The organism is Rouxiella aceris (assembly GCF_012933545.1).
In the GTDB taxonomy this organism is placed as follows: Bacteria; Pseudomonadota; Gammaproteobacteria; order Enterobacterales; family Enterobacteriaceae; genus Rouxiella; species Rouxiella aceris.
Genome location: NZ_JAADJU010000003.1, coordinates 176,028 through 189,757, shown reverse-complemented (window position 1 = coordinate 189,757; position 13,730 = coordinate 176,028). Strand labels below are relative to the sequence as shown.

The following is a 13,730-nucleotide window of genomic DNA, read 5'->3' as shown; positions in this document are numbered from 1 at the left end:
GAATGTCCTGTGTTATTTTACAATGTTATCGCCAGGCGGTAATACACCGTCACGCGGTCCGGAGTAAGTGTCGCTGGATAGCTCAACGGCCAGCCGACGGTAAACTGCGAGGCGATGTGGCCGTTGCTGCTGGCCAGACCGATGGCAGCGCCCCACAGGGTACCGGCGGCGTTGCTGTCGTCGTTATCATGTTGCAGATAACCACCGTCCAGCGCCGCCACGCTGCTGATCTGTCCCAGTCCTGGCAAGCTGCCGACCTGCGTATCCAGTTCGTTACGCCAGTAGCCGCCGCGGTCGCCGGAAAGATATTGTTCCTTGAAGCCACGCACCGAACTTTCGCCACCCAGAGTCAGGCGCTCGCTGCCATACAAACGATCGTCGCTCCACTGGCCGTAGAGGCTGCTGAGCCAGGTAACGCGTTGTATCAGTGGCAGGTAATAGCTGCCGGACAGCGTCCATTTGGAGAATTCCGCGCGCGGGGTATCTGCTGATTTTCCGGCATCGTCTTCGCCGCCCAGCCAGGGCACACCGCGACTGAAGGCCGGATTTAAGGTGGCGTAACCGCCAGCGATTTTCTGACTGTGATTGATGCCGGCGGTCCAACTGCTCAGACTGCGTGAGCTGCTCTGCAGGGCGACATCGTTAAGGTAGTTACGGTCAAGACGATGGTTCACACCCAACGACGCGGCGGTTTTCATCTGCCCGTTACGGAACAGCACCCGGGATAGGGTCATGCGGTGCGACTGGCTGTCGCCGCTGGAGCGCCAGTCATAACCCTGTGACTGCAACGTGCTGAGGTAATTGCTGTAACTGTAGCTGTAGTCCAAGTTCCAGTAGCCGTACGGCACACTGACCCCGGCCTGCACACTTTGCGCATCGTGGTCACTGGCAAAATCACTGCTGCGCGCCCCACTGACAAACCACTGGTCGGCCAGCCCCAGCAGGTTGTTGCCGGTGAGTGAGCCGTTGACTTGTCCAACGCCGGTGCGCTTTTGCCCGCTGTTATCAAAACCCAGGCTGGCATTGAGGGGAAACTGCGGTTTGGCCGTCAGGTTAACAATGGAATAGCCGGGCTGGCTGCCAGGCTGGATTTCTACCTGCACCGGGATGGCACGCAGCCGGTTGATTTGTTCCATGCCCTGCTCAATATCGCGCAGGTTAAGGATATTACCGGTCAGCCCCGGAAAGGCCATCGTCAGCGTACGGCGAGGCTGGTTGTCCATATGAATGGCTTCCAGTTTGCCTTCCATCACTCGCAGCGTCAGCGTGCCCTGCGACAGGTCCTGCTCGGTAAGAAAAGCACGGCTGGTGATATAGCCCTCGGCGATATACCAGTCCGAGACCTGTTTGACCAGGGCATTGATTTGCGCAATGCCGTCACACTGATGGACATAAGGCTGGATAAGCCGCTGCTGCACGCGGGCAGGCATATGATCCGCCCCGGTCAGGGTGATGGTATCCAGGGGGAAACAGGTGGTGGAGGTCGGGGCCGGGGTCGCGGGTGACGTCTGGGTCGGAGTCAGGCTGCGCTCAAGTTCCTGGCGCTGCTGCTGGTTCTGTTGTAGCAACTGACGCTGTTGCAGTTCGATGCTATCGCGTTCGGCCGGGCTTAGCGGCGCAGCCTCGAGGCGACTGGACTGAAAAATACATAAGCCAGCCAACAGTATCACCCCGTTCCGCAACCTTGACGACAATGGCCGCAGCCCTGTCGTCGTCGATATTAGTCGTGAAAATCCTTTAATCACACTCATCTTTTTTCTGCGCTAAACGCGCCCCTTCCCTGGTGATGAAATTAATTTATTGATAAATATATAAAATAATCTAAAAGTCAGTTGTTCACTGCTTAGCCACTGACAGCCTATCGGCTGAACAGTCAAAAACTTTAGGCTGCACATTAAAATTTTTATAATTAAATCCGTGATGGTAGTCACGTAGGGAAATTATTAATTAAATTAATGAAGCACAGAGATCACGGGCAAGGAGAGGAAAACCGCAGCTTCTACCAGGCGTTGGGGGCGGGAGGTAGCAGCGGTGATTACGCAGGAAGGTGCATTTATCGAAGATAACCGTGGTGCCTATTCTATGAAAACCGAGAGGAAGGCGGTTATGTGTATTGCCTGAGCGAAGGTGAGAAAAAATTGACAGAAAGAATAAAACACTCTAAAACCTGCACGGAAAATTAGGATTATTCACCCTAAGAACTTAGCTTATGCCTACGAGCTCAAAGCTAAAACCTGAGGATGTAAACTCCTATTTTGGTAAAGTTACTTACTATTTTACTGTCAGTAAAGGCAAAACCGGTTTTAAGACAAAAGGGATTGGATGATGAAATGGGGATGTATTAAGTGTGGGACGGAAATTCCACAAGACAGGGAATTTTGCGATGTGTGCGAGGAACGGCAATTTAAAAAAATAAGGGGTTTTTTAGTCCTTCCATTTGCTAGTTTATTCTTGATGGGGTTTATTTTCCTGGTTGAAATAACAGGATTTTTTAAAATCATCACTCTAAATTACAATAACTTAACTGAAAATGGCAAGCTCTATTTTTTAATTTCAATGTTTATTGATTCGGTAATGTTTTTATTTATCACCTATATAATATCTCTTTTTATCAAAAAGAAAAAAACACTGCCAAAAGCCTATATAGGCTTAATCATAGCTACCATCGCAACTATGTCATTCAAATTGTATTTATATTTTATTCTACTGTCACCGTCATCTATTGGTTACAACGAACTTGTACCAATATTTAGGAATATACTATCTGCATTTATTTGGCTCCCTTATTTTCTTGTCTCAGAAAGGGTTAAGAGAACCTTTGTTAATTAAATTTTACAAACGTGAGGCCTGGCATTATTGATGATACCCATTCAGGCTCACCGTGAGGACTGGAGATGTCTGCCAGAATGGGGCCACTCCAGTCAGCTACGTTGACGACCCATCACAGCCCACGCTCAGCAAAGGCATTCCGTGGGTGGCACCGGGGGATTTAAATGGAAATACTCAGCTAAAAAATCAACGCAGAGCTTTAACCGAGTCGATGTGGATGGTTTGATGGTGTAAACCGCCCAGATATTTGCACTTTGGGCATATTCCGGCAGCAAATGGATTAACAGTCCCCGATCGATATATTTCTGCACGTCCCAGCGCGAACGACAAATAATACCTTGCCCCGCCAGTGCCCAGTTTAATACCGCTACACCGCTGTTGGAGGATAACGAACCTTTTACTCGCACCTTGCGGGCTTCTTCACCTCTCGTCAGGTGCCAGACGCCGAACGGACTGTTCCTTTCCTGGATAACCAGGCACTTATGCCGGGCCAAATCCTCTATTTCTACAGGTATACCCTGTTCTGCTAGATAACCGGGAGCAGCGCACAGAATGCGGGCGTTATCCGCCAATTTTCTGGCGATATAAAGCTCTTTGATATCATTTCCAATGCGGATTTCGATATCGATTCCTTCGCCAATCAAATCCATGACACGATCGGATAACGTCAGTTTACAGGTTATTTGCGGATATCGGCGCGAAAATTCCGCCAGCGCCGGAGCCATATGCTGTTCGCCGAAACCAAATGAACACCCGATATTCAGATGGCCCTGGATATGCTTATCGGTATCAGAAAGGCTCGAAATAAATTCACTCATGGTATCCAGCACGCCCATCGCCCCGTCACGGGCCTTTTCGCCATCGGGCGTCAAGCTGATCTGCCGGGTGTTGCGTAAAAACAGCCGTACCCCGAGCCCCTTTTCCAGCAAATTAATTCGTTTGCTTACATAGGCAGCAGAAAGCCCCAGTTCAACTGCAGCGGCAGCAAAACTTTGCTTTCTTACGACGGTCAAAAAAACGTTTAAATCATCAACCAATGGCCATGTATGGGGTGATTTATTGTTTAGAGGCATAAATTTTCCGCGGCTAATCAAAAATATCTGGGTATTACTTAAACCAGCATGCCACGGCACCCAGATCATGGCAAACGACTCCCGCCGTGCCGCCGTCGTTTATGCCAGGAAATTAAGCAGCTCATCCAGTGTGCGCCGGGGGATCTCTTCCTGTGGACTATGACCGCATGGTAGCGCATTCCCCCACACATCCAGCGCCTTCTCTCGCCAGGTTTGCTCCACGTCATACAGTTGGCCGACTGTGCCCTTCGCGCCCCATAAGGCCAGCACCGGGGCAATAATGCGTTTCTCGCCATCCGCTTCATCGTCAGCGAGATCAATAGTCGCGGCCGCACGATATTCCTCACAAATGGCATGCAGGGTTTGCGGATTGGCGTAACAACGCAAATATTCGTTAAAGATCTCGGGGTCGGTGGCCCCCGGCGTTTTCAACTGTCCGTTGATATGCTTTTCTAAAAAGAAGGCCGGATCGGCGGAAATCAGTTTTTCAGGTAACGGCGCAGGTTGAATCAAAAAGAACCACCAAAAATAACGGGTGGCAAAGGTCTTATCCGTGCGGGCATACATGGTCGCGGTGGGGGCGATATCGATAAACACCACTCGGGTCACCGCCTGCTGATAGTCCAGCGCCAGGCGATGCGCTACCCGTCCCCCGCGATCGTGGCCCACAACCGCAAAACGGTTGTATCCCAACCCGGCCATCAACAGCATCATATCCCGGGCCATTTCGCGTTTTGAATAAGGACGGTGATCCGCATCGCTTTCCGGTTTGCTGCTATCGCCATAACCCCGTAAGTCGGGCGCGATAACGGTAAAGTGCTCTGCCAATTCCGGAGCCACTTTCCGCCAGGTGACATGAGTTTGCGGATGTCCATGCAGTAATAACAGCGGTTCGCCTTTCCCCCCAATGGCAGTACGCAGTCGAATACCGTTGCCGACATCAATATCACTGAGGGTAAAGCCGGCAATAAAGGGGGACGGCCCAATTATTTCAGTCCCTGCTGTCATAATAACTCCTCTTAATCACACGGAAAGCGGGTATGGAGTGGCACATGATGCCTCGCTCAGCCCTTACACCCTAACTGCATTGCTTATTACGGATATCGCTCGCCAGTTCATTTCTACCCCGATTATATTGCTTAGGCTATCTGTCTTAATCGTCGTGAGAAGTTAAAGCTTAAGCCAGGGATTTGCCGTGAAATGACGCTGTTCGAAATGCCGTATATCCTCTTTAAATTTAAGGGAGTAACCAATCGCGTCCAGACCTGCCACCAGCATCTGTTTTTTGAGATCGTCGATCTCAAAGGGCATTATGTCATCGCCTGCCATAATGCGCTGGCCCACCAGATCCACGGTTATCCGGTGATCGCCACTATCGGTCGCCGCCTGCTCAATGCGCTGTAGGTACTTTTTGTCCAGCGTAATGGTTAGCACGCCGTTACGTTGGCAATTGTCGTTGAAAATACCGGCAAAACTGCTGCCAATCAGTGCGCGGATCCCAAGTTTCATTAATCCCCATACCGCATGCTCCCGGCTTGAGCCGCAACCGAAATTCGGTCCGGTCACCAAAAACGCGGTCGGGCGCCAGGCAGCCTTGTTGAGGATAAACTCAGGATTTTCCGACCCGTCGGCCAGGAAACGCTGATCAAAAAAGGTGCCCTTATCCAGCCCCTGGCGGTCGATGCCTTTGAGAAACTGTTTAGGCATAATGACATCGGTATCGATATTAGCGGCCAGCATCGGCGCGACAATACCCTCAACACATGTAAAAGGTTCCATTTTGTTATGCCTCTTGAACGAAACGTCGGACATCGACGATATGACCGGCGATAGCGGCGGCGGCGACCATCGCCGGGCTCATAAGATGGGTTCTCGACCCTGCGCCCTGCCGTCCGGCAAAGTTACGATTAGTGCTGGACGCGCAGCGATCTCCCGCTTTCAGCACATCCTCATTCATGGCCAGACACATTGAGCAGCCCGACTGACGCCATTCGAAACCCGCATCGATAAAAATTTGCGCCAGCCCTTCGTGTTCGGCTTTATCTCGTACCTGGGTCGACCCCGGCACAATCATGGCGCGAACCCCGGGCGAGACTTTACGTCCCTGCACCACCAGGGCGGCGGCGCGTAAATCTTCTATGCGCCCGTTGGTACATGAGCCGATAAAGGCGTGGGAAATGGGAATGTCCTCAAAGGACATGCCAGGCTTGAGGCCCATATAGTCCAGCGCAAATTCTATATCACGGCGTTTTTGTTCCTCGGCAATACTGTCCGGATCCGGTACGCTACCGCTGATGCCACCTGCCTGGTCCGGGCTTATTCCCCAGGTGATGCGCGGCTCAACGGCAGTGCAATCGAGGGAAATTTCTTTATCAAATACCGCCATATCGTCGCTTTTAAGCTTTTGCCATTGCGCCACGGCCTGAAGCCAAAGGGCATTTTTGGGTGCGCGGGGCGCAGATTCGATATAGGCGAACACCTTCTCGTCCGGCGCGCTAAAAGCACCGCGCGCGCCGGCTTCCACGGCCATATTGCACATTGTCATACGTCCTTCGACGCTGAGGGCGCTGTAGACATCACCGGTAAATTCGATGGCATAACCGGTGGCGCCGTCCGCTCCCAGTCTTTCAATCAACAGCATGATAATGTCTTTGGCGGTCATGGCTTGCATCGGTACACCGATAATGCTGACCCGCATGGTTTTCAGCTTTTTATAGACCAGGGTTTGTGTTGCCATCAGATGTTCAATTTCCGACGTGCCGATACCGAAACCGAGCGCACCAAACGCGCCGTAGGTACTGGTATGGCTGTCCCCGGCGGCAATCACCATCCCCGGTAGCACCCAGCCCTGTTCCGGAGCCACCACATGCTCAATGCCCTGGCGTTTATCCATAACATCAAACAGCTCTATGTCGAAATACTTGCTGTTTTCGCGGAAATAATTGACCTGCAATTCACCGCCGGCATCCGTCATTGCCGGCGTTCGTAGCGGACGCGTAGGATTGACATGATCGACATTGAGCAATAATGTCGCCGGATTCCATACCCCGCGCCCTGCTTCACGCAATCCGCTGAACGCCTGGGGGCTGGTGTACTCATTCAAAATAGAACGATCGATATAAAGCAGTACATTGCCTTTGTCATCCAGCGTTCGAACAGTATGAGAATCAACTAGTTTCTCATATAGTGTTTTATGCTCGCTCATGGTTACTCCCGTTATAGCACCTGGTCTGCTTATGCTGGCAAAATGATCGTACCGTTATATTATCACCCTCTTCAAGGCTGTTAGTTAATTTAAAAAACACAATGTGTGTTTCAATAAATCACGATATGTGTTTTATTGATTTTGTGATGTCGTAATATATTTTAGTTAAGTTAATTAGATCGATATCACAGAATAAAAATATCAATTATTCAATAGGCTGTGCTGCGTGAGGTATTCAATAGTCTACAGGTCCTTTAATATCTGCACTGCTGTCATCTTTGAGCTGCATATACGGAGGGATTGGCATACTATACCTTCCTTATTTTATTGAATAGTTTACTACGATTATATATATCCCTGCAGTGATGATTAACACTGAGATAACATCGATTTAAAAATAAGCATCATAAATCGACTCTGCATTCACATCACCACTAATAAACAGCGCTAATTTATTTGCAAAGGTGTAATTAATATAAATCTCAGGATTACCAAGAATCCGAGCTACGGCAAGCATAATAATTAAAAAAATATCGTTTTTGCAGCCCTACGGGCAAGTGATTGAGTTCATACGGGAAGCCAGGCCTCTCGGAATGTGACATCCCCGCTCCGGGCAGAGGCTCCTACCTAAGTACGTCGTATTTTATCGCCCCGTAGCGGCTATCAGAAAATCAATAAGGGCCTTCACTCTTTTCGTTTTACCCGCGTTTTTTGGGTAATAGAGATACACTGGTGGATAGGTTTTCCAGTAGCTCTCCATCACGGGTATAAATTGCTCCCGATCGGGCTGTAACCGCCAGATGGGTTCAAACAAGCGCCCAATTCCCAACCCGTTACGGATCCCGTCTGCCATAACGTCAATATCGTTGCTGATCAACTGCCCGGGCATCTCAACGGTCAACTGCTCTCCGCGATCGTTCAGGATCAACGGAAGGATGCGGTTGTTAGTGATAAAACGGTAACCAATCAGTCGGTGATGACTGAGATCTGCCGGCACCTCAGGCATCCCATGCCCGGCGAGATACGCTGAAGATGCATATAACCCTTCACGAAACTGTTTCATTAACGGCCGTGCCACCACCCCGCCTTCCAGAATATCGCCAAAACGAATCCCCAGGTCAAAACGCTCTTCGATAATATTCACGGTACCGTCGTAGATCGAAATTTCCAGCTGTATACCCGGATATTGCTGACAGAACGCTGCCATTGCAGGTTTAAGAATTAACAAGTAGGCAAAACGCGAGAGCGTAATTCGCACCACACCAGAGGGTTCCTGATTCTGATCGCGAATGCTTTCCAGCGATTTTTCCAGCGACTCAACTGCAGCGGCGGTCTGTTCCAGCAACAGCTGTCCGGTTTCCGTCAGCTCAATACGACGGGTCGTGCGCACAAAAAGCGGATGGCCAATATGTTCTTCCAGCAGCTTAAGCGCATTGCTGACGGATGGCGGCGTGATTTCAAGTCTCCTCGCAGCGGCCGAAATATTGCCTTCACGCACAATACTCTGAAAGATACGTAACTGATTATAAAGAGCGTTATTCATAGTTTCTTCCTGAAGAAATACTGGCCTGATTATTAAGTACAGCCTAAATATGCTTAAGTCAATGGCCCTCTAATCTTCCTGAAATGCAGCTTTTATACTTTAGTCTCTTTCTACAACGATCTGAGTTCAGGAGACTATGATGCGAATTTTATGTCTGGATATCCCCGCCACTGGTGCATCGTTGGAAAAATATGCACCACACCTTACTGCTGAAGCGCTGCACGCCTGGGGATTGTATAAATCCGGCGTCATCCGTGACATCTACTTCCGTCAGGACAGACCCGGTGTCGCTATTTTTCTTGAATGTAACTCTGTTGATGAAGCGATGAGCGCAATGGCCGAATTCCCGCTGGCAAAAGCGGGCTTATTAAGCTTCGAGATCATTCCGCTTAGCTCCTTTGTTAACTGGGAAAATCTTTTCGCCGCTGAATTTAAAAATAAAAAGTGAGTTCTGATATGAAACCTGCTGATAAACCCGTGCTGTGTGTCGTCTCCAGCCATCCAATTAAAGGCGCATCCGGTGTACCGACCGGTTTTTTCATGGCAGAGCTGACGCATCCGCTCAAAGTGCTGGAAGCCGCCGGACTGAAAACGACGATCGCCAGCATTCGCGGGGGACAGCCGCCGGTGGATGGGTTCGACCTCAGCGATCCTGTCAATGCATGGTTCTGGAACGAAACCGATTTTCAGCAGCGTCTGGCATCAACGCCACCGTTATCTGAGCTGAACGGTGCCGATTACAGCGCCGTTTTCTTTGCAGGCGGGCATGGCACCATGTGGGATTTCCGTGACAACCCGGATGCCCAGCGCATCATCCGCGAAGTGTATGAAAGTAATGGGATTGTCTCAGCCGTTTGCCACGGGCCTGCGGCACTGGTTGACACAAAACTCAGTAGCGGCGAATACCTGGTGAAAGGGAAAAACGTGGCTGCCTTTACCAATAAGGAAGAAGAAGAAGTTCACACCACAGATGTGGTTCCCTTTCTGCTGGAAACCGCACTTCGCGAGCATGGCGCACTTCATCATGAAGCCCCAAACTGGTCTGAGAACGTGATTACCGACGGACGCCTTATTACGGGGCAAAACCCCGCTTCAGCGTACGGTGTGGGCGTGGCGCTGGTGAATGCGCTTAGCCAGACAGCTTAAGTAATTCATCTTTTATTTCCCCCTTTGCTCACCCTCTTTGGCCGGTTTAAGTAAGCAGCATTCCGGCCTTTTTAAGGAGCTGAATATGAAAACACTTCCTCCAATAGCGCTGGGCACATGGTCCTGGGGCACAGGCTTTGCCGGTGGCGACACTGTCTTCGGCAACCATCTTTCTGATACTCAGATGGCAGAGGTATTCACCACAGCCATGAGTAAGGGCCTTAATCTCTGGGATACCGCAGCGGTATATGGGATGGGCAATTCTGAAGCAGCGCTGGGATCTTTAGTCCGTCAGTTTTCCCGCGAGGACATGATTTTATCGACCAAATTCACACCGCAGATTGCCAACGAACAGTCAGCACAGCCTGTCAGCGACATGCTTGAGGCAAGTCTCGTGCGCCTTGGTGTGGAAGAGATTGATATCTACTGGATCCATAATCCCCTCGACGTCGATAAATGGACGCCTGGACTGATCCCACTCTTACAAAACGGCAAGGTAAAACGCGTCGGTGTCTCCAACCACAATCTGGCGCAAATCAGACGCGCCAATCAGATCCTTAACGCCTCCGGTTATGGCATCAGTGCGGTACAGAATCACTATAGCCTGCTCTATCGTGTCTCAGAAGAGGCAGGGATCCTTGATTATTGCCGAGAAAATAACATCACCTTCTTTGCGTATATGGTCCTGGAGCAAGGCGCGCTGAGTGGTCGTTATGATTCAAATAACCCTATGCCTGCCGGGAGTGGCCGGGCCGAAAGTTATAACGCAGTGCTGCCGCAGATTGAAAAATTGACCTTCGCCATGAAAAGAATGGGGGCAGAGAAGAATGCCAGCGTTGCACAAATAGCCATCGCATGGGCTATCGCGAAAGGAACCCTTCCACTCATTGGTGCGACTAAAGTCCATCATGTTCTGGATGCAGCCGGCGCTTCAGAAATCCAGTTATGCAATGAGGAAATCATCTTGCTGGAACAACTTGCCACAGAGACTGGCGTGGATACACGAGGCTCCTGGGAAAAACCGATGGTGTAAACAGCGTCCAGACAGTCTGTCATGAGCGACACTCATGTACGGACTGTTCTGGGCGCTCCTAATCTGAATCACTTGTACCGCTGTTTATCAATGGTGAGAATATGAAAATCATTTGCCTCGAAGAACATTATCTCGACAGCGATTTAGGGCAAGCCTTCATACCTGTCGCGCTTGAGCAGGCGCCTTTCCTTGGCGACTGGGGGAAAACAGTCACTGATGGTCATAATGCGGACCGAAGCCGCCCACAGATAGAACAAAACGCACTGATTAACCAGAAAGGCGCCGATACGGGAAGCAGGCGCCTCAGCGATATGGATGAAGCGGGAATTACCATGCAGATTCTCTCTGTGGGTGGATTCCCCCAGTTGGCACCCGAGAATGAAGCGGTAAAATTAAACACGGCGGCAAACAATCGCCTTGCCGGGGCAGTAACAAATCACCCGGATCGCTTCGCGGCATTTGCCACACTTCCCTGGGCACAGCCCGAAGAGGCCGAAAAAGAGCTTGCCCGCGCGGTTGAAGAATTGGGGCTTAAGGGCGCACTTCTGAATGGCAGACCCTCATCGAGCTTTCTTGATCACCCTGACTATGACTCCCTTCTTTCTCGATTTAATAAACTGGGTGTACCACTCTATCTTCATCCCGGATTACCGTTTAAAAGCGTTCAACAAGCTTACTTCACCGGTTTCAGCGCAGAGGTAACCGCCAGACTATCTATGTTTGGCTGGGGTTGGCATCACGAAGCCGGTATCCAGTTGTTAAGGCTGATGCTGTCGGGCGCATTTGATAAATATCCCCACCTGCAGGTAATAAGTGGCCACTGGGGGGAGATGATCCCATTCTGGCTACAGCGTCTTGATGACAGCCTTCCTCTGGCCGCAACGGGTCTAACCCGCACGCTGACCAGGACTTTCCAGGAGCACGTTTATGTTACCCCGTCAGGCATGCTGACACTGCCACACTTCCGTTTTATATACGAGTTGATGGGCGCTGGAAGGATCTTGTTTTCTGTCGATTATCCCTATCAGACGCTGGACGGTGTAAAAGCATTTATCGCAAGTCTGCCCGTCGACAAGGCAGAAAAAGAGGCTATCGCGTTTCGCAATGCTGAACGTTTACTCGGCATCACGGAATAGTTTTCAGTGTTTATGACGACTAAGCACGATGAGATTCAGGAGCTCATTATTAGTTTTCACCTAAAAGTGATTGAGTCTTTACTGCTCTAAAAAAATAATGCTGTAACTCTATACTGGGTTAAATGCTCATCAACAATGTGTAACTTATTGAAATGAAAAATATCCTTATTATTTCCGGACATCCAGAACTTATCCATTCCGTCGCCAACGCCACCATACTTGACGAGGTGGCGACCGCCCTACCCGACGCTGAAATTCGTCGTCTGGACTGGCTCTATCCGGACGGCAAATTCAACATCGGTGCGGAGCAGGAAAGCCTGCTCAAGGCCGATGTGATTGTCTGGCAGTTCCCTTTTTCCTGGTATGGGCTACCGGGGTTAATGAAACAATGGCTGGACGAGATTTTTGTTCACGGCTTTGCGCATGGCTCAACGGCGAAACTGGGCGGTAAAAAACTGATCCTCTCCTTCACAACTGGGGCTCCACAGGAGCTCTATACCGCCGGCGGTTTCTTTGACCACGCCATTGAGGAGTACCTCATTCCGTTCGAGACGACGGCAAGGCTGTGCAATCTTGACATGTTGACACCGGTTTATACCTGCGGTATCAGCTACGCCGACAGGGATGCCGGGAAAATCACCCAGCAAAAAACGCTTGCCCGGGAGCACGCTTCAAGGCTTGTCGATCTGCTCAACGCCATTCGTGAATAATCCAGAGGGAGAATAACGATGCAGTATACCCGGCTCGGCAAAAGTAACTTATTTGTCTCTCGCATCTGCATGGGATGCATCGTGTTTGGCGATTCGTTGACAGGCCAGCATCACTGGACGCTGGACGAAACGGAAAGCCGGGACATCATTCGCTACGGTCTTGAGCAGAGCATCAATTTTTACGATACCGCTATCGCCTACCAAAACGGTTCGAGTGAACGGTACTATGGCTGAGCAGGATTCTAAGTCAGAAGTTGTCACAACAGAAGTACCGGAACTAAAAACCCGCCGTTATACCGTGGGTTACATTCGGGACTGGCAGACGCATGAACCGTCACCCGCCATCACCCTGAAGGGCAACTGGCTGGAAGATGCAGGATTTGAGACCGGAACTGCGCTGAAGGTGCGTGTGGTGCCCGGCTGCCTGGTGCTCACCACCCAGGAGCCGCAACCGGAAGAGCCGGAGATTATGCATGCGCTGAAGAAGGCCTGTAAGCTCTCCGGTCGCAGGCAGCAACAGATTGTGGAGTTTATTACGCTGATTGCCACACCGAAGAAGCGCCCACTCCCGCCGGGTACCGTGGTGTGGGAAGATCATTTTCCGCCAAGAAGATAACGCGCTGGTTATAAAGTAAAAATCCCGCCGGGTTAAGGGCGGGATTTTCATTATTTAATAAGAGAACTATTCTTTATCTTTATATCCGGCCTTATACGTATTTCAGCCGTATTTATTGATTTTTCCGTAATAGCTTCGACATAAATATAATCACCTAAATTATCATTTCTTATACTAATTGAGGTAACACCATCGATAGAACCATGTGAGATTTCTTTATCATGTAACCTCATTACGTATTGAACCCAACCTTCAATAACGCTAAACGAAAAATCAGCACTAAGGCCACATTGATTTTTTGCAGTATATAAAAAACTGACGTTATCTCGCTCAAACGAGACAGGCTCACTTTCAAAAAAAGAAAGTAACTCAATTTCATCAGGCTTATTTTCTATGAACATTATTTAGTTACTCCATTTTTCGGTATGGTTATAATGAA

14 protein-coding genes and 1 pseudogene are annotated in these 13,730 nt (G+C 49.9%); 8 read left to right on the top strand and 7 right to left on the bottom strand.

Annotated features, from left to right (window positions below):
* Nucleotides 1-17 precede the first annotated feature (17 nt).
* A complete protein-coding gene (locus GW590_RS06885; RefSeq protein WP_235955881.1) occupies nt 18-1,694 on the bottom strand; it encodes a ShlB/FhaC/HecB family hemolysin secretion/activation protein in 1,677 nt (558 codons plus the stop codon).
* Between the two features lie 628 nt (nt 1,695-2,322).
* On the opposite strand from GW590_RS06885, the gene GW590_RS06880 reads away from it, so the two are divergent.
* Nucleotides 2,323-2,829 (top strand): DUF2569 domain-containing protein, encoded by a 507-nt coding sequence (locus GW590_RS06880; RefSeq protein ID WP_235955876.1) that lies wholly within the window; start codon nt 2,323-2,325, stop codon nt 2,827-2,829.
* A gap of 125 nt (nt 2,830-2,954) precedes the next feature.
* Here the strand turns inward: GW590_RS06880 and GW590_RS06875 are convergent, their stop codons facing one another.
* From GW590_RS06875 to GW590_RS06855, 5 genes are all read right to left on the bottom strand, one after another.
* Nucleotides 2,955-3,902 carry a LysR substrate-binding domain-containing protein gene (locus GW590_RS06875; RefSeq protein WP_169402517.1) on the bottom strand — a complete coding sequence of 316 codons (948 nt, stop codon included), beginning with the start codon at nt 3,900-3,902 and terminating at the stop codon, nt 2,955-2,957.
* 99 nt (nt 3,903-4,001) lie between these two features.
* A complete protein-coding gene (locus tag GW590_RS06870; protein ID WP_169402281.1) occupies nt 4,002-4,910 on the bottom strand; it encodes an alpha/beta fold hydrolase in 909 nt (302 codons plus the stop codon).
* Between the two features lie 162 nt (nt 4,911-5,072).
* The gene (leuD, locus tag GW590_RS06865; RefSeq protein ID WP_169402280.1) at nt 5,073-5,681 is read right to left on the bottom strand and encodes a 3-isopropylmalate dehydratase small subunit; all 609 of its coding nucleotides are present in this window, start codon (nt 5,679-5,681) and stop codon (nt 5,073-5,075) included.
* Between the two features lie 4 nt (nt 5,682-5,685).
* Nucleotides 5,686-7,107, bottom strand: coding sequence for a 3-isopropylmalate dehydratase large subunit (gene leuC / locus GW590_RS06860; protein WP_169402279.1), 1,422 nt, complete (start codon nt 7,105-7,107; stop codon nt 5,686-5,688).
* A gap of 643 nt (nt 7,108-7,750) precedes the next feature.
* Complete coding sequence (locus GW590_RS06855) at nt 7,751-8,650, bottom strand: LysR family transcriptional regulator (RefSeq protein WP_169402278.1); 900 nt, start codon at nt 8,648-8,650, stop codon at nt 7,751-7,753.
* 139 nt (nt 8,651-8,789) lie between these two features.
* On the opposite strand from GW590_RS06855, the gene GW590_RS06850 reads away from it, so the two are divergent.
* The 7 genes and pseudogenes from GW590_RS06850 (at nt 8,790) to symE (ending at nt 13,291) form a co-directional block, all read left to right on the top strand.
* Nucleotides 8,790-9,098 (top strand): superoxide dismutase, encoded by a 309-nt coding sequence (locus GW590_RS06850; RefSeq protein WP_169402516.1) that lies wholly within the window; start codon nt 8,790-8,792, stop codon nt 9,096-9,098.
* A gap of 8 nt (nt 9,099-9,106) precedes the next feature.
* Nucleotides 9,107-9,796, top strand: coding sequence for a type 1 glutamine amidotransferase domain-containing protein (locus tag GW590_RS06845; RefSeq protein ID WP_169402277.1), 690 nt, complete (start codon nt 9,107-9,109; stop codon nt 9,794-9,796).
* 85 nt (nt 9,797-9,881) lie between these two features.
* Nucleotides 9,882-10,829 carry an aldo/keto reductase gene (locus GW590_RS06840; protein WP_169402276.1) on the top strand — a complete coding sequence of 316 codons (948 nt, stop codon included), beginning with the start codon at nt 9,882-9,884 and terminating at the stop codon, nt 10,827-10,829.
* A 101-nt stretch (nt 10,830-10,930) separates the two neighbouring features.
* The gene (locus tag GW590_RS06835; protein ID WP_169402275.1) at nt 10,931-11,965 is read left to right on the top strand and encodes an amidohydrolase family protein; all 1,035 of its coding nucleotides are present in this window, start codon (nt 10,931-10,933) and stop codon (nt 11,963-11,965) included.
* A 152-nt stretch (nt 11,966-12,117) separates the two neighbouring features.
* Entirely contained in the window at nt 12,118-12,675 is a 558-nt protein-coding gene (locus tag GW590_RS06830; protein WP_169402274.1) for an NAD(P)H-dependent oxidoreductase, read from the top strand.
* A gap of 18 nt (nt 12,676-12,693) precedes the next feature.
* A pseudogene (locus tag GW590_RS06825) lies at nt 12,694-12,906 on the top strand (aldo/keto reductase); the annotation flags it as partial.
* Nucleotides 12,890-13,291: an endoribonuclease SymE gene (gene symE / locus GW590_RS06820; protein WP_328803048.1), complete on the top strand. Its 402-nt coding sequence runs from the start codon at nt 12,890-12,892 to the stop codon at nt 13,289-13,291. The pseudogene GW590_RS06825 and the gene symE, both read left to right, overlap by 17 nt.
* A 50-nt stretch (nt 13,292-13,341) precedes the next feature.
* Here symE and GW590_RS06815 read toward each other — a convergent pair whose 3' ends face one another.
* On the bottom strand, nt 13,342-13,692 hold the full coding sequence (locus GW590_RS06815) for a hypothetical protein (protein WP_169402273.1): 351 nt from the start codon (nt 13,690-13,692) through the stop codon (nt 13,342-13,344).
* Nucleotides 13,693-13,730: the final 38 nt, after the last annotated feature.